At 66.0% G+C, this 24,372-nt stretch carries 22 protein-coding genes; 10 read left to right on the top strand and 12 right to left on the bottom strand.

The window, feature by feature from the left end; genetic code table 11:
- Positions 1 to 114: 114 nt before the first annotated feature.
- Positions 115 to 2,106, top strand: coding sequence for a VCBS repeat-containing protein (locus tag IPG63_11875; protein MBK6727944.1), 1,992 nt, complete (start codon positions 115 to 117; stop codon positions 2,104 to 2,106).
- Positions 2,107 to 2,212: 106 nt separating this feature from the next.
- Here IPG63_11875 and IPG63_11870 read toward each other — a convergent pair whose 3' ends face one another.
- Positions 2,213 to 2,695, bottom strand: a complete 483-nt coding sequence (locus IPG63_11870; GenBank protein MBK6727943.1) for a peptidylprolyl isomerase — start codon at positions 2,693 to 2,695, stop codon at positions 2,213 to 2,215.
- 139 nt (positions 2,696 to 2,834) lie between these two features.
- Between IPG63_11870 and IPG63_11865 the strand changes: the two genes are divergently transcribed.
- Genes IPG63_11865 through IPG63_11850 form a run of 4 tightly spaced genes read left to right on the top strand, consistent with a single transcriptional unit; the run spans position 2,835 to position 6,370 of the window.
- Positions 2,835 to 3,422 (top strand): hypothetical protein, encoded by a 588-nt coding sequence (locus IPG63_11865; protein MBK6727942.1) that lies wholly within the window; start codon positions 2,835 to 2,837, stop codon positions 3,420 to 3,422.
- A 36-nt stretch (positions 3,423 to 3,458) separates the two neighbouring features.
- On the top strand, positions 3,459 to 5,237 hold the full coding sequence (locus IPG63_11860; protein ID MBK6727941.1) for an acyl-CoA dehydrogenase C-terminal domain-containing protein: 1,779 nt from the start codon (positions 3,459 to 3,461) through the stop codon (positions 5,235 to 5,237).
- A gap of 7 nt (positions 5,238 to 5,244) precedes the next feature.
- Positions 5,245 to 5,697, top strand: a complete 453-nt coding sequence (locus IPG63_11855) for an isoprenylcysteine carboxylmethyltransferase family protein (GenBank protein MBK6727940.1) — start codon at positions 5,245 to 5,247, stop codon at positions 5,695 to 5,697.
- Positions 5,698 to 5,707: 10 nt separating this feature from the next.
- Positions 5,708 to 6,370, top strand: a complete 663-nt coding sequence (locus tag IPG63_11850; GenBank protein MBK6727939.1) for a DUF1311 domain-containing protein — start codon at positions 5,708 to 5,710, stop codon at positions 6,368 to 6,370.
- Positions 6,371 to 6,448: 78 nt separating this feature from the next.
- On the opposite strand, the gene IPG63_11845 is transcribed toward IPG63_11850, so the two are convergent.
- From IPG63_11845 to IPG63_11810, 8 genes are all read right to left on the bottom strand, one after another.
- Entirely contained in the window at positions 6,449 to 7,810 is a 1,362-nt protein-coding gene (locus IPG63_11845) for an NAD-dependent succinate-semialdehyde dehydrogenase (protein ID MBK6727938.1), read from the bottom strand.
- A gap of 4 nt (positions 7,811 to 7,814) precedes the next feature.
- Positions 7,815 to 8,651: an ABC transporter permease subunit gene (locus IPG63_11840; protein ID MBK6727937.1), complete on the bottom strand. Its 837-nt coding sequence runs from the start codon at positions 8,649 to 8,651 to the stop codon at positions 7,815 to 7,817.
- A complete protein-coding gene (locus IPG63_11835; GenBank protein MBK6727936.1) occupies positions 8,648 to 9,556 on the bottom strand; it encodes an ABC transporter permease subunit in 909 nt (302 codons plus the stop codon). The genes IPG63_11840 and IPG63_11835 overlap by 4 nt, the downstream gene beginning before the upstream one ends.
- Entirely contained in the window at positions 9,553 to 10,707 is a 1,155-nt protein-coding gene (potA, locus tag IPG63_11830; protein ID MBK6727935.1) for a polyamine ABC transporter ATP-binding protein, read from the bottom strand. Before potA ends, IPG63_11835 begins: the two co-directional genes overlap by 4 nt.
- A gap of 173 nt (positions 10,708 to 10,880) precedes the next feature.
- Entirely contained in the window at positions 10,881 to 12,017 is a 1,137-nt protein-coding gene (locus IPG63_11825) for a polyamine ABC transporter substrate-binding protein (GenBank protein MBK6727934.1), read from the bottom strand.
- A gap of 62 nt (positions 12,018 to 12,079) precedes the next feature.
- Positions 12,080 to 13,456, bottom strand: coding sequence for an aspartate aminotransferase family protein (locus tag IPG63_11820; GenBank protein MBK6727933.1), 1,377 nt, complete (start codon positions 13,454 to 13,456; stop codon positions 12,080 to 12,082).
- Positions 13,457 to 13,522: 66 nt separating this feature from the next.
- A complete protein-coding gene (locus tag IPG63_11815) occupies positions 13,523 to 14,923 on the bottom strand; it encodes a glutamine synthetase (GenBank protein MBK6727932.1) in 1,401 nt (466 codons plus the stop codon).
- 5 nt (positions 14,924 to 14,928) lie between these two features.
- Complete coding sequence (locus tag IPG63_11810) at positions 14,929 to 15,684, bottom strand: gamma-glutamyl-gamma-aminobutyrate hydrolase family protein (GenBank protein MBK6727931.1); 756 nt, start codon at positions 15,682 to 15,684, stop codon at positions 14,929 to 14,931.
- A 286-nt stretch (positions 15,685 to 15,970) separates the two neighbouring features.
- Here IPG63_11810 and IPG63_11805 point away from each other — a divergent pair, with 286 nt between their 5' ends.
- Together IPG63_11805 and IPG63_11800 are read left to right on the top strand one after the other, a co-directional pair.
- Positions 15,971 to 17,323: a glutamine synthetase gene (locus IPG63_11805; protein ID MBK6727930.1), complete on the top strand. Its 1,353-nt coding sequence runs from the start codon at positions 15,971 to 15,973 to the stop codon at positions 17,321 to 17,323.
- A 12-nt stretch (positions 17,324 to 17,335) separates the two neighbouring features.
- On the top strand, positions 17,336 to 18,655 hold the full coding sequence (locus IPG63_11800) for an FAD-binding oxidoreductase (GenBank protein ID MBK6727929.1): 1,320 nt from the start codon (positions 17,336 to 17,338) through the stop codon (positions 18,653 to 18,655).
- Between the two features lie 475 nt (positions 18,656 to 19,130).
- Here IPG63_11800 and IPG63_11795 read toward each other — a convergent pair whose 3' ends face one another.
- Together IPG63_11795 and IPG63_11790 are read right to left on the bottom strand one after the other, a co-directional pair.
- Positions 19,131 to 20,312, bottom strand: coding sequence for a hypothetical protein (locus IPG63_11795; protein ID MBK6727928.1), 1,182 nt, complete (start codon positions 20,310 to 20,312; stop codon positions 19,131 to 19,133).
- 75 nt (positions 20,313 to 20,387) lie between these two features.
- Positions 20,388 to 20,690, bottom strand: coding sequence for a type II toxin-antitoxin system Phd/YefM family antitoxin (locus tag IPG63_11790; protein ID MBK6727927.1), 303 nt, complete (start codon positions 20,688 to 20,690; stop codon positions 20,388 to 20,390).
- Between the two features lie 249 nt (positions 20,691 to 20,939).
- Between IPG63_11790 and IPG63_11785 the strand changes: the two genes are divergently transcribed.
- Positions 20,940 to 21,377 (top strand): helix-turn-helix domain-containing protein, encoded by a 438-nt coding sequence (locus IPG63_11785; protein MBK6727926.1) that lies wholly within the window; start codon positions 20,940 to 20,942, stop codon positions 21,375 to 21,377.
- Positions 21,313 to 21,630, top strand: coding sequence for a Fic family protein (locus IPG63_11780; protein ID MBK6727925.1), 318 nt, complete (start codon positions 21,313 to 21,315; stop codon positions 21,628 to 21,630). The genes IPG63_11785 and IPG63_11780 overlap by 65 nt, the downstream gene beginning before the upstream one ends.
- A 62-nt stretch (positions 21,631 to 21,692) precedes the next feature.
- Here IPG63_11780 and IPG63_11775 read toward each other — a convergent pair whose 3' ends face one another.
- Entirely contained in the window at positions 21,693 to 23,111 is a 1,419-nt protein-coding gene (locus IPG63_11775; protein MBK6727924.1) for a hypothetical protein, read from the bottom strand.
- 351 nt (positions 23,112 to 23,462) lie between these two features.
- Between IPG63_11775 and IPG63_11770 the strand changes: the two genes are divergently transcribed.
- Entirely contained in the window at positions 23,463 to 24,353 is an 891-nt protein-coding gene (locus IPG63_11770; GenBank protein MBK6727923.1) for a hypothetical protein, read from the top strand.
- The last annotated feature ends 19 nt before the right edge of the window (positions 24,354 to 24,372 follow it).

Here is a 24,372-nt window from a genome sequence, read left to right as displayed (position 1 = left end):
GTAGTGCGTTGAAGCCAGCGACGTCAGGCGTCTGACCACCGAGCGCCGCGGGCGACGCTTGCAGCGGGGTCGGGCGGTCGCCATTCTTCCCGCAGACCACCCACGGGATTTCCGATGCGACTTCCGCTCGCCGCGATCATGCTGTGCTGGATGTTCTCGTGGATGCTGTGCGGTACGGTGGCATCAGCGCCGCTGGCATTCGCGAACGGCGGCTTCGAGACCGATGCCGACAGCAACGGTCAGCCCGACCAGTGGACCTGGCCGACGACGCACTGGACCTGGGACGGCAGCATCCACTACGCCGGCGCGCGCTCGGCGCGGGTCGAGCGCGTGAGCGGTGGCGAAAGCGCGCACCTGATTTCGGCCGCACGGCCCATCGTCGCGCAGCACGACTACGCACTTTCGTACTGGTTGCGCACCGCGTCCGCTACGGCGCGGCCGATCGTGGTCGTGTACCAATACGATGCCGGCGGCAACCAGGTCGGCAACAAGCAACTGGTCGCGATGCAGGTCACGGGCGACAACGACTGGCAGGCGGTCACCCTGCGCTTCCAGTCGCATGCCGGCGCCAGCACGCTGCGCCTGCGCGTTTACCTGGCCGCGACTACCACCGGCACCTTCTGGTTCGATGACATCGACCTGACCGACCTCGGTCCCTCACGCTACCCGCTCGCGGCGGGCTTTCCGACAACCACGGTCGAATGGGTTGGCCCGCTCAGCCCCGCGGTCGCCGACCTGGACCGCGACGGCCACAACGAGGTACTGGCAATCACCAACACCGGCCGACTACTGGCGTGGAACGCCGCGGGCGTGGCGCGTCCGGGTTTTCCGATCGACATGGGTGGCAACGTTGCAGGGCACATCGCGCTCACCGACCTCAACCACGACCAGGATCTGGAGATCCTGGTCGGCGTCGGATCCAGCGTGCCCGACGCGGTCGGCCACGTGCACGCCTGGCAACCCGACGGCTCAGCCCTGCCCGGCTGGCCGCAGACGGTCGCGCGCCACCCGGACGGGCGCGTATCGCGGGTCAGCTCGGTGCTGATCGCGCGACTGGAGGCTGGACTCGATCCGCAGGTGATCGCGACCACCAACAACAACGACCTCGACGATGCCAGCAGCAGCCTGTACACGCCGAATCTCTACGCCTGGCGCAGCAATGGCCAGACCGTGCCCGGGCTTTGGCCGGTGGACGACGTGCGCAATGCCGCGATCCTCGGCGCCGCCGCGGTCGCCGACCTCGACGGCGATGGCTACGACGAGATCGCCACCGGCCGCGACTACCACTACCTGTTCGCCTACGACCGCAGCGGCGGCAACTGGCCGGGCTGGCCACAACGCATCCTGTTGCCGGTGGGCGGCAACGAGAACGTCGATCCGCGCATCGTTTTCCGCTATGCGCAGCCGGTGTTCGCGGACCTCGATGGCGATGGCCGCTTCGAATACGCGGTCGCCGGCATGCGCCGCCCGCCCGACGTGGAGACGATCAACAACATCGACGTGCTGGTCTACCGACCGGACGGACAGCGCCATCCATCCTGGACCGTGCCGGCCGCGGGCACCGGCGTGATCGACACCACGCAATGGATGTCGCAGGCCGCCGCCGTGGCCGACCTCGACGGCGATGGCCGCCCCGACCTGGTGGTGCCGATGCAGGACGGCCACATCCGCGCCTACCGCCACGACCGGAGTCTGATTTTCGACGTGGACTACGCCGGCGGGTTGTTCCTGTACGCAAGCGAGCCGGTGATCGGCGACATCGATGCCGACGGCCATCCGGAGATCGTGTTCGGCACCCACAGTCCGCTGCAGATGGCCGACGGCGTCGCCGGTGTCTGGGTGCTCGAACACGATGGCAGCGCGAAGCCCGGCACACCGCTGCGCACCGGCATGCCCGGCGTCGCCGCGCCGGCGCAGATCGTCGATGTCGACGGCGATGGCGGCCTCGACCTGGTCGCGGTCAGCGCCATCGGCAACGTCTTCGTCTGGCAGACCGGCGCACCCACCGCCGGCGCCGACCTCCCCTGGCCAACCGCCCGCCACGACCTCGCGCGCAGCGGTCGCTACAACCCGCCGCTGTTCGCCGATGGCTTCGAGTCGCCATGAGGCGCGACCGGCGTTCGCGCCCGGCCCGCGGCCGCAGCGTATCGACCCCGCAAACAACGAGGCCCGCTCGCGCGGGCCTCGTGGCAATCGGCTCGCGATGCGAACCTCAGTGGTGATGCCCGCCCGGGCCGTGCACGTGGCCGTGCGCGAGTTCTTCCGGGTTGGCCTCGCGCACACCGGTGATTTCGATGTCGAAGCTGAGCGTCTTGCCGGCGAGCGGGTGGTTGGCATCGATGTCGATGACGGTGGCGCCAACCTTGATGACGGTCACCTGGTGCGTGCCCTGCTGCGACTTCAGCACCGTGACCATGCCCGGCTTCAGGCGATCGCCGTTGTGGAAGTACTTCTTCGGCACGCGCTGGGTGCGCGTTTCGTCGCGCAGGCCATAGCCTTCCTCGGGCGGAACGGTGACCTGGAAGATGTCGCCCGCGACCTTGCCTTCGAGCGCTTGCTCGACGCCTGCGATCAGCGAGCCATGACCGTGCAGGATCGCCAGCGGCTCGGCTTCGCGCGAAGAGTCGATGCGCGTACCGTCGGCATCGGTCAGCGTGTAATGGAACAATACGACCTTGTCTTTCGCGATCTGCATGGACGGCTCCGCGGGAAAAAATGGGCGCGCAGCATAGCGCCGCAACCACAGTGGCGCGAACCGGCCACGAAAAATTGATTTATCGCCGCGTCCTCACGGCTACACTTGCGGTTCGAACCGCCGTTTGAATGGACCCGACATGCGCATGCTTCGACTGTTGACCCTGAGCCTCGCCCTCGTACTCGCCGCCTGCGCCTCGGCGCCGCCGAAGCGCATCAACCCGCCGCAGGTTTCGATCCAGCGCCTGACGACGCAGGCGAACGGCGACTTCGACGTCGAACTGCGCCTGCAGAACCACAGCGATGTCGCAATGCGCTTCGGGGCCTTCGACCTGGCGCTGATCATCGCCGGCATCGACGCCGGCCAGCTGCGCGCCAACCCCGATCTGGAAGTTGCCGCGCACACCGCCGAGCTGGTCTCGCTGCAGCTCGCCGCGGGACCCGATGCGGGCGCGCCTCTGGCCGCCGCGGCAGGCGCCAGCGGCAAGCCGGATCGCGTGCTCGACGGCGAGTTCGAATTCGAGAACCAGGACGGCAAGATGGTGAAGGTGCCGATCGACGCCACCCGTCGTGCCGAGATCGAGACGGCGCTGGCGCGGGCCAGCGACACCGCGGTGCACTACATGCTGCGCGGCAAGCTCGCCACCAGAGAACCCGAGCGCGACTACGAGATTTTCTTCGAAAGCCGCCTCAGCCCGGTGCCGGGCATTCCCGGCGAGTTCCGCTGACCGTCCCAACGCACCCGAATCCCGCAGGAGATTCCCATGAGCCGTTACGCCGCCCCGCTCCGTGAAATGCGCTATGTCCTCTACGACGTGCTCGGCGGCGAGGCGCACTTCGCCAGCCTGCACGGCGCCGATGGCACCAACCGCGAACTGGTCGACGCCGTGCTCGACGAGGCGGCCAAGTTCAACGAGCAGGTGCTGGCCCCGTTGAACCAGAGCGGAGACCGCGAGGGCTGCCACTGGGACGCGGGCCGGGTGACGACGCCGAAGGGCTTCAAGGAAGCCTATCGCCAGTTCGTCGACGGCGGCTGGAGCGGGCTGACCGCACCGGAAGCCTACGGCGGCCAGCACCTGCCCGAGATCGTCGGCGCCATCGTCAAGGAGATGATCGACTCGGCGAACCTGAGCTGGGGCAACTACCCGCTGCTCTCGCACGGCGCCACCGAGGCGCTCAAGCACCATGGCGAAGAGTGGCAGCGCGAAGTCTTCCTGAAGGCAATCATCGAAGGCCGCTGGACCGGCACCATGTGCCTGACCGAACCGCACTGCGGCTCCGACCTCGGCCTGCTGCGCACACGCGCCGAACCAGCCGCCGACGACACCTACCGCATCACCGGCACCAAGATCTTCATCACCGCCGGCGAGCACGATTTCACCGACAACATCGTGCACCTGGTGCTCGCGCGCCTGCCCGATGCACCGCCCGGCACCAAGGGCATCTCGCTGTTCATCGTGCCCAAGGTCAAGACCGCGCGCGACGGCACCTTGGGCGAGCGCAACTCGCTGTCGTGCGGTTCGATCGAGCACAAGATGGGCATCACCGCCTCGGCCACCTGCGTGATGAACTTCGACGGCGCCGAGGGCTACCTGATCGGCCAGGCGAATCGAGGCCTGCTGGCGATGTTCACGATGATGAACACCGCGCGTCTCGCGGTCGGCCTGCAAGGCCTCGGGCTGATGGAGCGCGCCTACCAGAACGCATTGTTCTACGCCCGCGACCGCCTGCAGTCGCGCTCGCTTTCGGGTGCCAAGCGCCCGGACAAGCCGGCCGATCCGCTGATCGTGCATCCCGACATCCGGCGCATGCTGCTCACCCAGAAGGCGTTCGTGGAGGCCGGGCGCGCACTCGCCTATCGCGCCATCCTCCTGGTCGACCAGTTCGAGCGCGGCAGCGACGCCGAGGCGAAGAAGCAGGCCGATGACCTGCTCGGTTTCCTGACGCCGATCGTCAAGGCCGTGCTCACCGAACTCGCCAACGAATGCACCTATCACGCGATGCAGATCTACGGCGGCCACGGCTACATCGCCGAGTGGGGCATGGAACAACTGGCACGCGATGCGCGCATCACCACCATCTACGAAGGCACCACCGGCATCCAGGCGCTCGATCTGCTCGGTCGCAAGACCCTGCAGAGCCAGGGCGCTGGCCTCAAGCTGTTCCTGACCGAAGTCGCCGACTTCTGCGCCGCGAATGCCGGCAATGCCGATGTCGCCGAGTTCATCCCGGTGCTGACGCAACTCGCGCAGCAGTGGCAGGAACTCACCTTGCATGTCGGCAAGGCGAACCTCGCCAATCCCGACGAACTCGGCGCCGCCGCGGTCGACTACCTGTTCTACTCGGGCTACGTCTCGCTCGCCTACTTCAGCGCCCGCCTGGTCGCGAGTGCGCGGCTGCAGGGTGAGGCCTTCCTGAAAAACAAGCTCGACACCGCGCGCTTCTACTTCACCCGCATCCTGCCGCGCGCCGCCAGCCACGCCGCCGCCGTCCGTGCTGGCGCCGCAACGCTGATGGCGATGGACGATGAAGCCTTTGGCTGAGTCGCCGATGAAACTGCGCGTACCGCCACCCGTCGTCACCGCGATCTGCGGCCTGCTGATGTGGCTGGTCGCGCGCTACGCACCCGTCGGTGCGTTCGCGTTCGAGGCGCAACGGGTGCTGGCGATCGCGATCGGCGTCGCCGCCTTCGCGCTGATGTCGCTCGCCGCGTGGCAATTCGCCCGCGCCCGCACCACGGTCAACCCGCTGCATCCGGAACGCAGCAGCGCACTGGTCACCGCCGGCGTGTTCGCGCGCTCGCGCAACCCGATGTACCTGGCGATGCTGGTGCTGCTGTTCGCGGTCGGGCTGTGGTTCGGAAACTGGCTGGCGTTCGCGCTGTGCCCGCTGTTCATGCTGTGGATCAACCGTTTCCAGATCGCACCCGAGGAAGCGGCACTGACGCGGCTGTTCGGCGACACCTTCACCGCCTACTGCGCCCGTGTGCGGCGCTGGATCTAGGACCGCCAGCATGATGCGTTCGGTTGCACGGATCTACGTCGCCTTGTGCCTGGCGGCTCCCGCACTTGGCAGCGCCGCGAGCTTCGATTGCGCCAAGGCCACGACCAAGGTCGAGAAGCAGGTCTGCGCGGACGAGGCGCTGTCGGCGCAGGACGAAACGCTGGCTGCGGTGTATCGGCAGGCAGCCTCGCTCACGTCGGGCGGGCCGGAACCGAAGCAGTCGCAACGCGCGTGGTTGAAGCGCCGCAACGCCTGCGCCGACCCGGGCTGCATCGCTCAAGCCTATGCGTCGCGTATCGCCGAGCTCGAAGACGCCATCGGCCAGGACCTTGGCGCCGAAGCCATCGCCGGTTCCTACGTCCGCAAGGACGCGAGCTACTCGTTCGAGCACGAGCCGGCAGAGATCCGCGTGCGCGCCCTGGCCCATGGCCGCGTGGCCATCGACGGCGACGCCAGCTGGGTCGGTAATGCCGAGACCGGCAACGTGCACGTCGGCACCATCGAAGGCGAATACGAACTCCGCGCCGGCGTCATCGAGTACCGCGACGGCGACGACGAGTGGTCCTGCGTCCTCACGCTGCGCTTCAGCCGCGACGCTCTCGACGTCGACGAGCCCCGCCCGACCTGCGGCGGCGCCAACGTCAGCTTCGCCGGCCACTACGTGCGCGAGTGATCCCCGCGGAAACCGCGCTGCTTGCCGTGGTGATTCAGATGCGGGGGATTTTTCTGTGAGAGGTCCGCTGCCGGCCCCTCAACCCACGTACACGCTCTGGATGTTCATGAACTCGCGGATGCCGTGTTCGGCGAGTTCGCGGCCGTAGCCGGAGGCTTTGGTACCGCCGAACGGAAGGCGGGCATCGCTGCGCACCAGGGAATTGACGAAGACTGCGCCGGCATCGATACCGCGGGCGAAGCACTCGCCGCGCTCGCGGTCGCGGGTCCAGACGCTGGCACCAAGGCCGAAGCGGGTGTCGTTGGCGACGCGCGCGGCCTCGGCTTCGTCGCGCACGCGGATCACCGCCGCCGCAGGGCCGAACAGTTCTTCGTCGTAAGCCGGCATGCCCGGGCCAACCTGGTCGAGCACGGTGCCGGGATAGCCGGTCGGCAGCGCCAGCGGCTCGGCCCCACACAGCCGACGCGCGCCGGCGGCGATGCTGGCGCGCACCTGGCGGTCGATCTCGCTGCGGAGGTCGGCGCGCGCCATCGGCGCCAGCGTGCTGGCGTCTTCGTTGGGATCACCGACCACGAGCGCACGCGCGCCGTCGACCAGTCGCTCGACGAACGCATCGGCGATTGCATCGACGACGATGAAGCGCTTGGCCGCGATGCAGGTCTGACCGGCATTGCCGAAGCGCGAGGACATCGCCACCGGCAGTGCCGCGTCCAGATCGGCGTCGGCCAGCACCACGAACGGGTCGCTGCCGCCGAGTTCGAGCACGCATTTCTTCAGGTGCGCGCCGGCAGTGGCTGCCACCGAACGCCCGGCACGCTCGCTGCCGGTCAGCGTCACCGCGTGTACGCGCGCATCGCCGATCACCGTCGCGGTCTGGGCGTTGTCGATGTGCAGCACGCCGAACACACCGGCGGGCGCGCCGGCATCGGCGAGCACGCGCTCGATCAGGTCGGCCGAGCGCGGCACGTTGGTCGCATGCTTGAGCAACGCGACATTGCCGGCAGCCAGCGCCGGCGCCAGAAAGCGGAACACCTGCCACACCGGGAAGTTCCACGGCATCACCGCAAGCACGCAACCGAGCGGCGCATAGCGCACATAACTGCGCACGGCCTCGCTGGCGATGGCCTGTTCGGCGAGGTAGGCCGGCGCGTGTGCGGCGTAGTAGTCGCATGCGGCAGCCGACTTCTCGATCTCGGCCAAGGCCTCGCGGCGCAGCTTGCCCATCTCCGCCGCCATCGTCGCGGCGATCGTGACGCGCGCACCGCGCAGTGCTTGGGCCACCGAAACCAGCAGATCGGCGCGCTCCGCCCAAGGCGCCGCCGCCCAGATCGGCGCGGCCGCGGCAGCCGCGGCCAGGCGCGCCTCGATCGCCGCGCCATCCATCATCGCGTAGCGGTATTCGACGCGCCCGCTCCACGGGTTCACGGTTTCGATCCTCATCGCCTCAGCCGCCCTGCTGCAATGCCAGTTGCATGTCGCGCTGGCGCTGTTTTTCCTCGCGCGCCATCAGCCACCAGCCGATGAAGGCGGCAACGCTGACGATCGCGATCAGCAGCGTCGCCAGCGCGTTGATCTTGGGGCTCACGCCCATGCGCACCGAGGAAAACACCTTCATCGGCAAGGTCGTCGACGACGGCCCGGAGACGAAGCTCGAGATCACCAGATCATCGAGCGACAGGGTGAACGCGAGCAACCAGCCCGAGGCCAGCGCCGGCGCGATGATCGGCAGCGTGATCAGGAAGAACACCTTGACCCGGTTGGCACCGAGGTCCATCGCCGCCTCTTCCAGCGAGCGATCGAGCTCGGACATGCGCGACGAAATCACCACGGTCACGAACGATACGCAGAAGGTCACGTGCGCGATCCAGATGGTCATCACGCCGCGCGAGGCGAAGAAGTCGAAGTGCTCGCCGAGCGCGACGAACAGCAGCAAGATCGACAGGCCGGTAATCACCTCGGGCATCACCAGCGGCGCCGTCATCAGCGCACCGAACATCGACTTGCCGCGGAACTGGCGGAAGCGCGTCATCGCCATCGCCGCCATGGTGCCGAGCACCACCGACGCGCAGGCAGTCAGAAACGCGATCTCCAGGCTGACCTTGGCGGCGTCGATCATCTGCTGGTCGCGAAACAGCTCGCCGTACCATTTGAACGAGAAGCCGGACCACACCGTGACCAGACGGTTCTCGTTGAACGAGTAGATGATCAGGATCAGCATCGGCGCATACAGGAACGCGAAGCCGAGCAGCAGGGTCGAGCGCGTGAACCAGGACGGTTTCATGCCAGCCGCCCTTCCAGTTCCTTCGACTGGTAGTGGTGGAAGATCAGGATCGGCACGATCAGCAACGCCAGCATCACGATCGCCACGGCCGAAGCCACCGGCCAGTCGCGGTTGTTGAAGAACTCCTTCCACAGCACATTGCCGATCATCAGCGTGTCGGCGCCGCCCATGAGCTCCGGGATCACAAACTCGCCGACCACCGGGATCATCACCAGCATCGAGCCGGCGATGATGCCGGCCTTGGACAGCGGCAGCGTGATCATCAGGAAGGCCTGCCAGGGCCGGCAGCCGAGGTCGTAGGCGGCTTCCAGCAGACGGTGATCGTGCTTCACCAGGTTGGTATACAGCGGCAGGATCATGAACGGCAGGTAGGCGTAGACGATGCCGATGTACACCGCCACCGGCGTATGCAGGATCTTCAGCGGCTCGTCGATCAACCCGGTCCAGATCAGGAAATTGTTGAGCAGACCGTTGTTCTTCAGGATTCCGATCCAGGCGTAGATGCGGATCAGGAACGAGGTCCAGGACGGCAGCACCACCAGCATCAGCGCGGTATTGCGCGAAGCGGTGGGCAGGCGCGCGATCGCGTAGGCGATCGGATAACCGACCAGCAGACACAGGAAGGTCGCGATCACGGCGATCTTCAGCGAACTCAGGTAGGCCTTGATGTACAGGGAGTCTTCGAGCAGGAACAGGTAGTTCTTCAGGTTCAGCTTGATCGCGAGTGCGTCGCCGCTCCATTCGGAGAGCGGCGTGTACGGCGGCATCGCGATCTGGATGCTGGAAAACGAGATCTTCAGCGCGATCAGGAACGGCACCGCGAAGAACAACAGCATCCAGAAGTACGGCGGCGCGATCACCGCCCAGCGCCCGTCCGGCAGCCAGCGTCGCAGGCGCGCCATCATGACGTCAGCACCACGCCGGCGTTTTCGCCCCAGCTCAACCACACCGTGTCGTTCCAGGTGAAGCGCTCGGAAGCCCAGCGCTTGGCGTTCATGAAGTGCACCAGCAGCTTCTTTCCGGTCGCAAGACGCACGTGGTAGACCGAGTGCGTTCCGAAGTAGGCGATGTCTTCGATCGTGCCTCGCGCCTTGTTGCGCTCCTGCGCTGGCTCGTCCTTCTCGATCTTGATCTTTTCCGGTCGCAGCGCGTAGGCGACCGCCTGGCCCTCGAAACCGGTGACGCCGTGGCCGACGAAGATCGGTTGTTCCAGCACATCGCTGCGGATGGTGACGTGATCCTTCTCGTCGTCCTCGATGCTGCCCTCGATCAGGTTCACCGAGCCAATGAACTGCGCCACGAACTTCGACGCCGGCTGCTCGTAGATTTCATCCGGCGTGCCGATCTGGCGGATCTTGCCGCCATCCATGATGGCGATGCGCGTCGCCATCGTCATCGCTTCTTCCTGATCGTGGGTGACCATCACGCAGGTCACGCCGAGCCGCTCGATGATGCCGACCAGTTCCAACTGCATCTGCGAGCGCAGCTTCTTGTCGAGCGCGCCCATCGGTTCGTCGAGCAGCAGCAGCTTCGGGCTCAGCGCCAGCGACCGCGCCAGCGCCACGCGCTGCTGCTGGCCGCCGGACAACTGGTGCGGCTTGCGCTTGGCGAAGCGATTCATCTGCACCAGCGTCAGCATCTCCTCGACGCGGGCGCGGATGCGATCTCCGGAATGGCCCGCCATCTTCAGCCCGAACCCGATGTTCTGCTCCACGGTCATGTGCGGGAACAGCGCATAGCTCTGGAACATCATGTTGATCGGGCGGTCGTAGGCCGCCTGTTCGACGATGCTGACCCCATCCAGCTCGATCTTGCCGTAGGTCGGCTTCTCGAACCCGGCGAGGCAGCGCAGCAAGGTCGACTTGCCGCAGCCGGAGGCGCCGAGCAGCGCGAAGATCTCGCCCTTGCGGATGTTCAGGCTGACGTCGTCGACGGCGCGGAAGCCGTCGTATTCCTTGGTCAGGTCGTCGATGCGGACGTAGTCCTCGCGGACCGGCGCTTCGGTCTTGGATGCAGTCGCGGGCGCGGGTGTGATCGAGCTGGCAGTGGCCGACATGGATTCTCCGAAGCGTCAATTCGTTTGAAGCGCTTCCTTCTCCCACCGGGAGAAGGTGCCCGAAGGGCGGATGAGGGAGGCTCTTGGCGAACCGCCCTCATCCCCAACCATTCCCCCGCGACACGGGGAGAAGGGATCGGGCCACAAGTGGCCCTCCTACATTGCGTTGTGCGTCATTGGCCGGTCTTGAGCGTGGTCCAGTGACGGTTGAACAGGCGGTCCACCTCGGCCGGCAGCACTGCCAGCGTGAACAGCTTGCCCATCACTTCCTCGCTCGGATAGACGCCCGGATTGGTGCGTACCGATTCCTCGACCAGTGGTACCGAGGGCGCGACTGCGCTGGCATAGGAGACGTAGTTGGAGATGCCGGCCATCACTTCGGGCCGCATCAGGTAGTCGATGAACTTGTGCGCATTCTCCGGATGCTTGGCGTCCTTCGGGATCGCCATCATGTCGAACCACAGCGGCGCGCCTTCCTTGGGAATGGTGTAGGCGACCTCGACACCCTTCGCGGCCTCTTCGGCACGGTCGCGCGCCTGGAAGATGTCGCCGGACCAGCCGACCGCGACGCAGATGTCGCCATTTGCAAGATCGTTGATGTACTGCGAGGAATGGAAATAGGTGATGTGCGGACGCAGTTGCTGCAGGCGGTCCACAGCCTTCTGGATCACCGCCTCGTCGAAACTGTTCGGCTCCTCACCGAGATATTTCAGCACCGGCGGAATCATCTCCGAGGGCGTGTCGAGCACCGCGACCCCGCACTTGCTCAGCTTCTTCAGGTTCTCCGGCTCGAACACCAGCGCCCAGCTGTCCACCGGCGCGTCGTCACCCAGCGCTTCCCTGACCTTGGCGACGTTGTAGCCGATGCCGGTGGTGCCCCAGAGATACGGCACGCTGTGGGTGTTGCCCTCATCGAGCATGGCGATGCGTTCCATCAGCTTCGCATCGAGGTTGCCGTAGTTCGGAATCTTCGCGCGGTCGATCGGCTGGAACACGCCGGCCTGGATCTGGCGCGCGAGGAACGACAACGAGGGCACGACGATGTCGTAGCCGGTATTGCCGGTGACCAGCTTGGTCTCCAGGATCTCGTTGCTGTCGAACACGTCGTAGGTGACCTTGATGCCGGTCTCCTTCTCGAAATTCGCCACCGTGTCCTCGGCGATGTAGTCGGACCAGTTGTAGATGTTGAGGACTTTCTCCTCCTCCGCCGGAGCAGCAGGCGCCGCGACGGTCGCTGGGGCCTCTGCTGGCTTGTCGCCGCAACCGGCCAGCGCGCCGGCAATCAGGATGCCCAACCAATGCTTCTTCATTGCTGTTCCTCCAGGTGGTTGACCGAACACGGGTCGGTCCGATGATACAGGCGGGATTGCAGTCAGGGCGCGGCTGCCAGCCCCAGCTCCGTGGCGGTGAGATCGAGCGCCTTCCAGGTCTTCTCGAAGATCTCGTCGACCTGCGCGCGGGTGATCACCAGCGGCGGCGACAGCAGCATCGAATCGTAGGTCGCGCGGAGGATCAGGCCTTCCTTGAGCGCGAAGTCGCGGCACATCACGCCGACCTTGCCGCGCTCGGCGAAGAACTTGCGCTGCGGCTTTTCCGGCACCAGTTCGAGCGCGCCAACCAGGCCCGCGATCCGCGCCTCGCCGACCAGCCGGTGGGTGCCGAGTTCGGCCCAGCGCTGCGCCAGGTAGGGCGCGATCGCGGTCTTCGCGGTCTCGACGATCTTCTCCTCCTGCAGCAGGCGAATGTTTTCGAGCGCGACCGCGGCGCACACCGGATGCCCGGAGTAGGTGTAACCGTGCGCAAGCTCCCCGCCCTTCTCCGCCAGCACCTTGGCGACGCGGCCGTTGAACATGACCGCGCCGATCGGGATGTAGCCCGAACTCAGGCCCTTGGCGATCGGCATGATGTCGGCCTGGAAACCGAAGTACTGCTGGCCGAACCACTCGCCGGTGCGACCGAAGCCGCAGATCACTTCGTCGGCGATCAGCAACACGTCGTACTTGCGGCAGATGCGCTCGATCTCCGGCCAGTACGTCATCGGCGGGATATACACGCCGATCGCGCCCATGATCGGTTCGCCGATGAAGGCAGCAACGCGTTCCGGTCCGAGTTCGAGAATCTTGGTCTCGAGGCGGCGCGCCGCGACCAGGCCGTATTCCTCGGGCGAAAGCTCGCCGCCATCGATGAACCAGAATGGCTCGTCGATGTGGTGGATGTCGGGAATCGGCAGCCCGCCCTGTTTGTGCATGCCCTTCATGCCGCCGAGGCTGGCGCCGGCCACGGTGCTGCCGTGATAACCGTTGTGGCGGCCGATCACGATGTTCTTCGCGGGCTGGTCCTGCACTGCCCAGAAGTGCCGCACCATGCGCAGGATGGTGTCGTTTGCCTCCGATCCTGAATTGGTGAAGAAGGCGTGGTTCAGATCACCCGGGCACAGTTCCGCGAGTTTCGCGGCCAGACGCACGGTCGGCTCGGTGGTGCAGCTGAAGAAGCTGTTGTAGTAGGCGAGCTGCTCCATCTGCCGCGCTGCGGCCGCGCCCAGTTCCTTGCGCCCGTATCCGACATTCACGCACCACAGGCCGGCGAAGGCGTCGAGCAGACGATTGCCCTCGCCGTCCCAGACGTAGCAACCCTCGCCCTTGGTCAGAATGCGCGTGCCGCGCTTGGCCAGCGCGGCGTTGTCGTTGAACGGATGCAGGTGATACGCAGCATCGAGTTGCTGCAGATTGCGAAGGCTGGTGACGTCCATAACGATTCCATGATCTCCGAATGTAGGTCGGCTCAAGCGCAGCGGAGCCGACGAATGCACACAAGGTCAGACATTCAACAACAGGAACTCGCGCTCCCACGAACTGATGACGCGGAAGAAGGTTTCGTACTCCTTCTGTTTCACCGAAATGTAGGCATTGACGAAGCGCTTGCCGAGCAGCCCCTCGAGTTCTTCGCAGTCGCGCAGCAAGGTCAACGCCTCTTCGAGCGAGCGCGGCAGCTCGTAGCCGAGCGCCTGGGCGCTGCCGGTCAGCGGCTCGGTCGGCAGCAGCTTTTCCTTGATGCCGAGCCAGCCACAGGCCAGCGTGGCGGCGATGGCGAGGTACGGGTTCGCGTCCGATCCGGCGAAGCGGCTTTCGACGCGGGTGTTCTCGGGCGTGTCCATCGGCACGCGCAGGCCGCAGGTGCGGTTGTCGTAACCCCACTGCACGTTGATCGGCGCCACCTGGCCGAGCGCGAGGCGCCGGTAGGAATTCACGTTCGGACCGAAGAAGGCCATCGCCATCGGCACATATTTCTGCAAGCCGCCGAGGTAGTGCATGAACAGTTCGCTGTGCTTGCCGGTCTTGCCCTCGGTGAACACGTTGCGGCCGTTCTTGGCGTCGATCATCGACTGGTGGATGTGCATCGCGCTGCCGGGCTCGTTCTCCATCGGCTTGGCCAGGAAGGTCGCGTAGATGCCGTGGCGCAGCGCGCATTCGCGCATGGTGCGCTTGAACAGGAACACCTGGTCGGCGCGCGACATCGGGTCGGCATGCTGGAAGTTCACTTCGAGCTGCGCCGCGCCGGATTCGTGGATCAGGGTGTCGACGTCGAGCTCCATCGCCTCGGCATAGTCGTACATGTCGTCAAGGATCGGATCGAACTCGTTGACCGCGTCGATCGAATACGACTGCCGCGCCGTTTCCGGACGACCGGAACGACCGGCCGGCGGCGCCAGCGGGAAGTCCGGGTCGGTGTTCTTCTGCACCAGGAAAAACTCGAGCTCGGGCGCGATCACCGGCTGGATGCCCATGCCCTCGTACAACGCCAGCACGCGCCGCAGCACGTTGCGCGGCGCCAGTTCATGCGGGCGCCCGTCCTTGGTGTAACAGTCGTGGATCACCTGTGCCGTCGGCGCACTCGCCCACGGCACCATGCGCACGGTGTCCGCATCCGGTCGCAACACCATGTCCGAATCGGACGGGCTGACCAGGTCATCGTAGTTGTCCGGATAGTCGCCGGTGACGGTGGTCGCGAAGATGCCTTCGGGCAGGCGCGTGCCGTAGTCGTGCGAGAACTTCGCGGCGGGGATGATCTTGCCGCGTGCATTGCCGGTGATGTCCGGCACCAGGCACTCGACCTCGGTGATGCGCTTTTCCTTGAGCCAGCGCTTGAGCGAGCTTTCGCTCTTCTCGGCCTCTTCGGCCTTGCTGGCGGTCTTTGCTTCGGTTCGTTTCTTGGCCATGGGACTCAGTTCCGCTTGGCGGCGCGTTCGCGGCATGCTTGCGCGAAGGCCTGGAAGATACCCAGATAGAACGGGTTCTCGCGAACCTTCCATTCCGGATGCCATTGCACGGCGAGCAGGAATGGCTCGGGCGCATCGAGGCGGATCGCCTCGATCAATCCGTCGCGCGCTCGCGCTTCGACGACGCAACCCGGCGCGAGCTTGTGGATGCCCTGGCCATGCAGCGAGTTCACGATGGCGACATCGGCGCCGGCGATGCGGTGCAGGATGCCGTCGGCGGCGAGCTCGATTTCGTGCGCCGGACCGTATTGCACGCCGAGCGCTGCGTCCTTGTCCTCGCGGTGGTCGTTGAACTCGGGGGTTTCGTGCACCTTCTGATGCAGGCTGCCGCCGAGCGCGACGTTCACTTCCTGCAGGCCCCGGCACACCGCCAGCACCGGCACCTTCAGCTCGATCGCAAGCGGCACGATCGAGAGCGTGTTGGCGTCACGCACCGGGTCGTGCAGGTTGCCCTCCCAACTCGGTTCTTCGCTGTAGTGGTGCGGTTCGATGTTGCTGTAGGCGCCGGTCAGCAGCAGGCCGTCAAGCTCGGCCAGCGTCGCGCGCAGATCGAGCGCAGGATCGAGCGAGGGAATCAGCACGGGCAGGCACCGCGCACCATCCACGACCGCGCGAATGTACTTCTCGCCGACGGTCTGGGTCGGGTGGGGGCCGATCATCCTGCGGTCTGCGGGCAGACCGACGAGTGGATGCGAGCGCATGCAAGGGCCTGACGTGGGGATGGCGAACCCTAGCCGCGCCGTTTGATTTTATCAACAGCCACCGCAACACCCACGTCGGATCCGGGGCAAAGCGCCTTGATCCGACCTACATTCGGGCTGTGCACGGCCCAATCCCGCGCGAGATCGCGCCCAAATGTAGGTCGGATCAAGCGCAGCGGATCCGACACCCCACCCCAAAGCGTTGAGTATTTTTTACGCCAGAACGAATTCCAGCTAGCATCCGCCGACCCCAACGGCCGGTGCCGCGCGCATGAAACCGAATGAAATGACCGACGAAGACGATGCCACCCTCGACCTCATCGTCGGCTGCGAACAGATCGACCTGATCCTGCCCGACATGAACGGCCTGCTGCGTGGCAAGCGCGTCACCCGCGACGCGCTCGACAAGGTCTACCAGAACGGCGTCTGCCTGCCGATGTCGCTGATCGGCACCGACGTGACCGGCAACACCGTCGAGGAAACCGGGCTCGGCTACGACATCGGCGACGAGGACCGCATCTGCCGCCCGATTCCCGGCACCCTGCGCCCGATCCCGTGGCAGGCCAAGCCGATGGCGCAATGCCTGATCCAGATGGAAGACGGCAACGGCGGCCTGTTCGAGGCGAATCCGCGCCAGGTGCTCAAGCGCGTCGTCGACCGCTACAAGGCCAAGGGGCTGACGCCGGTGGTCGCGGTCGAACTCGAGTTCTATCTGCTCGATGCCGAACTCACGCCCGATGGCCGTCCGCAGACCTCGATCAATCCCGCCACCGGCCGTCGCAACACCACGACCCAGGTGTATTCGATGGAAGACCTGAACGACTATCAGGGCTTCACCGACGCGATCAGCGACGCCTGCCGCAAGCAACGCATTCCCGCCGACACCGCGGTCGCCGAGTACGCGCCGGGCCAGTTCGAGATCAACCTGAAACACCGCAGCGACGCGGTCCAGGCCTGCGACGACGCGATCCTGCTCAAGCGCGCGATCAAGGCGGTGGCGGCCAAGCAGAACCTGCTCGCGAGCTTCATGGCCAAGCCCTTCGTCGACCAGGCCGGCAGCGGCACGCACATCCACGTCAGCGTGCTGGATCGCGACGGCAACAACATCTTCGCGTGCACGCCGGACGCACCGGCGACGACGCTGAAACACGCGGTCGCCGGCCTGCAGCGCACATCGCGCGATTGCATGGTGATGTTTGCGCCGCATGCGAACAGCTATCGCCGCTTCGTGCTGAACGCGTTCGTGCCGCTGAACGACTGCTGGGGTTTCAACAATCGCACCGTCGCGATGCGCATCCCGCACAGCGACCCGGCCAACTTCCGCGTCGAGCACCGCATTGCCGGCGCCGATGCGAACCCGTACCTGGTCACCGCGGCCGTGCTCGCGGGCATGCTCGAAGGCCTGGAGAACGGCGGCGACCCGGGCCCGGCGATCGTCGGCAACGCCTACGAGCAGACCGCGATGCGCGAACTGTTCTGGCGCGACACGCTGCGCGACTTCATGGACAGCACCTTCATCGGCCACACCTTCGGCAGTCATTTCCAGCACATCTTCGGCCAGCAGAAACTGAAGGAGCTGCGCAGTTTTCAGCGCGAGGTGACGACGCTCGAAATCGACTGGTACCTGCGCCTGGTCTGAGCGGAGTTCACCATGGGCACCATCCGCGACCGCGACGCCGCGCACGACTCCTGGTACGCAACGACCGCTTCGCCGTGGCCGGCGCAGCCCCGCCTTGAAGGTCGTGAGCGCGCCGATGTGGCTGTGCTCGGTGGTGGCCTGACCGGGCTGTCGACCGCACTCGAACTGGCGCAGCGCGGGTTGAAAGTCGCCGTGGTCGAAGCCCACCGCGTCGGCTGGGGCGCTTCCGGTCGCAGCGGTGGCCAGGCGATCTTCGGCTACAGCTGCGACCAGTCGAAGATCACCGCGATGGTCGGCCTGGCCGATTCACGCAAGCTGTTCGCATGGTCGGTCGAAGGCGTCGAACTGGTGCGCAGCCGCATCGCCCAGCATCGCATCGACTGCGACTGGCGCGACGGCCACGCGCACGTGCCGATCAAGCCGCGCCAGGTCGACGAGCTACAGGCTTGGCAGCGCGATCTCGAGGACAACTTCGACTACCCGACCGAATGGTGGGAACGCGAACGCAGCCGCGCGGAGATCGCCAGTGATCGTTACCTCGGTGCGTTGTTCGATCCGAAGTCGGGGCACCTGCATCCGCTCAATTACACGATCGGCCTGGCGCGCGCGGCGATCGCCGCCGGCGTGCGCATCTTCGAACACTCGCCGGTGACGGCGCTGGTGCGCGGCAGCGCTGTCGCGACCGATGGCTCGTCGTCGAAACCGGTGCTGCGTACCGAACACGGGGAACTGGAAGCCGACTTCGTCGTGCTCGCCGGCAATGCCTACGTGCACGGCCTCGCCCCGGAGCTCGATGCCCGCATCATGCCGGTGGGCACCTACATCGGCGCGACCGAAGTGCTCGGCGCGGAGCGCATGCAGCAACTGATCCGCGGCGGCATCGCGGTCGCCGACATCAACTGGGCGCTCGACTACTTCCGCCCGAGCGCCGACCAACGCCTGCTGTTCGGTGGCCGCGCGAGTTATTCGACGCTGCAGCCGCTCAACCTGCGCACGACCATGCAAAGCCGCATGACCCGCGTCTTCCCGCAACTCGCAGGCGTCAAGCTCGACCACGTCTGGGGCGGCTACGTCGACATCAGCCTCAACCGCGCCCCGCACTGGGGTCGCCTCACGCCCAACATCTACTTCGCCCAGGGCTTCAGCGGCCACGGCATCGCCGCCAGCGGCCTCGCCGGCAAGGTCATCGCCGAAGCCATCACCGCCCAATCCCACCGCCTCGACCTCTACGCCAAGATTCCCCACCGCCCCTTCCCCGGCGGCCGCACCCTGCGCACTCCACTCCTCGTCGCCGCCATGGCCTGGTACAAACTGCGGGATGCGTTGTGGTGAGGCACCAATCACCGATCTGCGCCTGAGGCATGGGCCATGGACCTCGATGCCAAGAGCGCCTGCAGAGTTCTTCGCCGCGACTCCGCCGACCCGCGCGGGATGAAACTGGGGTGCTGTCGGGCCTTCCTCTCGCCGCAACACGAATGGGCCCGTTCGGTCTGAGCCCGTCGAAGACCGCTGCCCAGACGTCGCGAACTGCCGCACTGCGGCGCTCGCCTTTCGACGGGCTCAAGGCGAACGGAGTGCAATCGCGGGGCAGGGTTTCGCCCCAGTGCCATTGCCCCGCGTCCGCGGCCGACGGCGCCTCATCAGGTCCGCGAAGCGTCCGATAGCCTTCGGCAAACCGCTTGATACCGGACAACCGCTCGACGGATGGTCCACAGGCCGAAACAGAAGACCAGAGTCAGCGCCACCGGCACCGATCGAGGAATCGCGACCTGCTCGACTGCAGTGCCGCCCTGCAAGGATCGTCGCGTCATGTTGAAAGCAAGGCTGCTTCGCCCAGGTAAGGTGCATCCGACAGGCTCGACAGCAGTCGCGGCCCAAGCAGCGTTCCATTTGGCAGCGGCCAAGCTCCGAGCACAGCTTCCGCCATCAACGGCACCGATTGTCGATTCGCGCCGATCGTCCGCGCGGCACCGAGTCCGAATGCGCTGGCGGCGGTCCCAAATCCGAATACCACCGGCCCCGCGTCGATCTCGAACATGAACGGATCTACCTGGCGTTGGTCCGGCGCGAATTCGCGAAACCCCTCCATGCCGAAAAGAGACTGCCAGTGGCGTTCGACGTAACGCCCGTACCACACCCGCGCGCGATCGGGCCACAACTCGGATGCGAAGGTCAGCATTGCCGACTGCCCTACACCGCGCGAACCGTCCAGCTTCGCTCCGGTCCGGGCATCCACACTGTAGGCCGGCAACCCGGTCTGCGGGTCGAGCCGATCACCGCTGAACGCACGCCAGCCGCGCTCGACAAACCCCGATGCATCAAGACCCATGCGTCGCTGTGCTCGTGCAATCACGGCGTAGGCCATGAGCACATCCACCGGGTAGCACTGGCCGGGATAGTCATCGAGCAAGCCATGCGGGGATTGATCGAGTTCCGCAGCGAGCGATTGAACTTGGTCGGACAAGATAGCGTGGTGACGACGGTCGCCGGTGAGCGCCTCGAACGAATCGAGACCGCCAATGAGCAGCATGCGGTAGAACAGGTTCTCGCGATCCAGATAGTCATCACCCCAGTGCATGCGCACCCAATGTGCATGCCCGGGGTCTGCGATCAGGTCGGCAGCCGCGATCAGTGCGTCGCGCGCGTACAAGGCAGGCTCCGGCTCGCGACGGTCGCTCTCGGACCACTGCGCCTGGAGGCTTTCGCTCGACCACAGGAAGAACACTGCGCCAAAGATCGGCCACTCCGTGCCTGCGATGTCGTCGACACCGAGATCGCCCGCGCGACCGCTCTCAATTCTGGCCCGGGCCCACGGCCCGAAGCGGTCCGAGAGTCGCCGGTGCCAGCGGTAGGCCGAATCCGGAGCTTCGCCTTGAGACAACCGCGTGCCGTATACCAGCCAGGCGACCTCGACCGTCGGCCAGAGGACGAACCAGCTACAGACGACGATCGTAAGCATCATGACCAGCCATTGCACACGTCGACGCATGGGCGCCTTGCTCCCGCACTCAGTCCAGGAAATGCTCAGATGACCGACACGATTGGACCTCAACCCACCCGCCGCTCACAACTGTACGCCGCGCACCGGCATCGCCCCGCGGCTCGGCTGCAGATCGAGATCACGATGCGGCGAGGCCTTCAGCGCATCGACCAGTTGCTCACCGCTGGGTTCGCCCTGCATGCGCCGAAAGGCGTCGGCGTCGACCACCACGACGGCTTCGCGACCATGCAGCGTCACCCGCTGCGGGCCCTCGCTGGACGCAAGCCGAACAACTTCGCTGAAGCGCGCCTTGGCATCCTGCAAGCGCCAGGAGCCGGTCGCGACCCGCGCCGCCACGGGCATCTTCGTGGTTCGTTTTCTAGTCATGGTGACCAGAATAGCAGTGCATCCAGCAGCGCTGGCCGGATGCCCAACAACGACGACTGCCAGCGAACGCGGCGCCGCTTGTGGTGGACGCTGGCCGGCGAGTCTGCAGCTTGTCGGCGTGGTTGGCACCGCCGACATCATGGAGCGCTACGGCGCGCCATTGCGTGACCATTTTGTAGCGCTATAGCGCACGTCATTGGTTCTGCATGTTGCACTACAGCACTTCACTTGCAAGACCAAGGCGTCACCATGGCGACCACCAAACCCACCCACTCGGGCTCATACCAGGCTTTGGCACGCCTGCGACTGGATACGCGCCTGCGGCCGATTGCCGAATTGCGCGCTGCGATGGCGGCTCCGCGCGGTGGCTGGTTGCGTGCGGTGCGCAAGGCCATGGGCATGAGCACGGAGGATGTGGCGGTACGGCTGGTCGTGACCCGCAGCAGCGTGGCGCGCATGGAGACCTCCGAGCAGCGCGACACGATCCAGCTCGATACGCTGCGCCGGATCGCGCAGGCGATGGACTGCGAACTGGCCTGCGTCCTCATTCCCCGGACGTCGCTTGAGCACAGCGTGCAGCGGGAACGCAGCAAGGCTGCGCGCCAGCGAGCGCAATATCGGTGTGGCGCCGCATGCCATCGGCAGCGAACTCAAGAAGCTGCTCGACGATGTGCAGACCTGGGATGAGTTCGATACCTACGTGCTCGATGAGCGTGCAGTGCGGCTGCACCATCGGCTCACGCTCATCCATCCCTTTCCCAACGGCAACGGCCGCTGCGCGCGCGTGTTCACCGACCTCTATCTCGAGGCGCGCGGGTCAGGCGCGTTCACCTGGGGCTCCGCACTCGCGCGCGACGCGCAGCGTCGCAGCTACCTTGATGCGATCCGCGCCGCCGACGACCGCGACTATCGAGCACTGATCGACTTCGTTCGCCGCTGATCTTGTCCGGATCGTCGCGAGCGAACGGGAGCCCAGGGCCGCGCCCCGGGCTGCAGGCGCGCCTACTTCACCTTCACCGGAATCACGTTCGGCACCGCATAGGCGGTGCCTTCGCCGAGTACGTGGCTGATCGCGATGCGGCGCGAGGGCAGTTGCGGTGGCGGTGGCGTCTGGAAGTTGTACGACGTCGCGTTATGGCACGAGAAGCAGTTCTGCCAGTCCTGTTTGTCGGCATTGCTGGCCTGCTGCACGAAGGTTTCGGCGGTGGTGTTGGCGAGATTGACCGAGCCGATCGCGTCGGTCTGGTTGCTCGTCACCGAATAGGTGTTGGCTTGCATCCACACCGTGCCGATCAGCTGGTAGTTGGCGAACGCCGCCTGCGCACCACCCTCGTTCTTCAGGAAACTCTGGCCGCCGCTGTTGATCGCCGCGATGTTCTGCGGGCCGCCCGGCTGGTCCTCACCACCCGTGCGGTTCTCCTGCACCGCCATCGTCGGCGGCGAAAACTTCTGCGTCACGAGATCGAAGCTCAGCGTCGGTGCGCTGGCATTGGAGTTCGGCAGGTTGACCTGCGAGAACGGCGTGTTGCTCTTGTAGAACGTGTAGTTGTTCGGGCTGCTGCCGCTGGTGGTGAAGCTGTTGTCGGGCAGCATCGGTGCATCGCCGCGATGCTCGAACGTCGCCCACAGGAACTCGGGGTGGTTGATGGTGTAGCCGACCACATGCAGGCCGACCAGGGCCACGGTGACCGTCGTGTATTGCCCGTTCGGCGTCACCGCGGCGCTGGTCTTGGTGCGCAGCACGTGCAGGACCGGTACCTGCGCCTGCGTCGTGAATGCACCCGGCGGCGGCGACTGGCCCGGGTCGAGTCGCAACCAGGTCGCCTTGAACACTGCGTCGCCGACGTTGAAGTAGGAGTCCGGCGGCTGCGAAGTGTAGCCTCCGGTCGCGATCAGGTTCTTCTGCGCGGTCGCGAAGTAGGTCGGGTTCATGTGCACCGATGCGTACACCGGATAACCGTTCGGCCCGACCAGCATGTTGCCGTCGGCCTCGACAATGGCACCGGCGCCCTCGACGAATCCGGCCATGCCATGCGGCGTGTTCGAACGCGCGGCCAGTTTCAGCATGCCGGTGCGCGGCTTGTTCGCGCTGCCGGTGAACAGGTCATTCGGCGTCTGCAAGCTCATGAAGCGCGGGACACCGTTGCCATCGAGCGCCGTCGCCCAGACGAAGGCCTCCCACGACCACTGGTGGAAATTGCAGTCGACTGCGGTCGGCGGCGTGTCATCGGTCGGGAACGCCGCACTCGCGGCCTGGTACTTGCCAAGACCCTCGGCCCAACCGAGCCCCGGGCACATCGCCATCGCCGTCTGCGAAGCCCCCACAACCGCGGGACCGAGCGCCAAGGCCAGAGCCGTGGCCAGCGTCGCCAGCCGCGTCGTTCCGCCGCGTCGTCCTGTAGTGATCGCTTGCACGTCCATTTGTGATCTCTCCGGTGTGGTTGCGGACCCCGAGTGATCCGCGCGTTCAGAAATAGCCGGAACTGGTGCCGGCGCCCACTGTCAGGAATGACAGGTATGCAGCAGCAACAAGTCCAGCCCGTGGAAGATCCGAATGGCATCCCGACCGGCACGCCGAGGATCATGGTCCAGCGCTACAACACCGCCAGCTACCGCCTCGGCGACCTGCTGCTTCGGGATTCGTTCGAATAGGCGTGGCCTGCGCCGGGGACCATCGCGAAATTCAAGCGAACCCGGCGGTATCCATGTCTGACGACTCTTAACGTCGAATGCTGCTGAACTCGGTGCGCTTCGTTGCCAACTCGAGCGCACATGGTTCGACTGTTGCTGGGCATCCTGTTCATTGCGATGGCGTCGCCGGTGTCGGCCACGCCATCGTGGCCGCGTGACTTGGCGCGGTGGGTCGAGATCCCGGTGCCGAGAGCGAGCGGGGTCGATCGCGAGGTGTGGGAGTCGGCGGCGAACTGGTCGCCGCTCGAATGGCGGGTGCGAGCGCGTGACGGACGCCCGATTGCCGAGCCGTACGATCGGACAACCACTGCGCCGCCGCAACGACCGGGTTTCCTGCGCGGGCTGGCGCGCTTCGGGCGCATCGATGCGTTCATCCAGGTCAAGGATGGTTGGCTGGTCGGCTTCGACCGCGGCGGTGAGGCGCCCGCGTTGTACTGGTTCAACCACAACGGTGCGCGCAGCGAGAAGATCGGGTCGCAGCACATCGCCGGATTCTTCCTGCGGGCGGATGGCGTGCACGCGATCGATGGCTCGAATGCGGCGGGTGCGCACCACGGTGCGGTGATCCGCATCGCGCGCACGCAGCCCGGCGGTCGCTGGCAAACAAGCCTGCTGACGCGCCTGCCGAACACGCCGGAAGCGGTGTCGATGACGCGCGATGGCACGGCGCTGATCACGCTCGCCGACGCAGTGGTCGCGATTGACGCGCGGGGACAACTGCACGGCGCGCTCGCCCATGCGCCGTGGCCGAAGTTCTATCCGAACTCGTCCTCGCTCTCTGCCGACGAGCAGCGCCTCTACATCGGCATGCGCCAGTACGTCGCCGAATTCGATCGAGCCACCCGGCGGCTGCGCTTCCTGGTTCCGCACCGCGACGCCCTGCACCGCCTCAGCCGCGAGGAAGAACGCGGCATCCGTGGCTACGTCGCGGTCAAGGTCACGCGCCGCAGTCTGATGCTGCCGCGCCCCTGATTGATCGGCGGCCGCTACG

The sequence above is a fragment of the Lysobacterales bacterium genome (genome assembly GCA_016703225.1).
Lineage (GTDB): Bacteria > Pseudomonadota > Gammaproteobacteria > Xanthomonadales > Ahniellaceae > JADKHK01.
The sequence above is the reverse complement of the archived record's forward strand: the minus strand, read 5'-3'. Positions and strand labels throughout refer to the sequence as shown.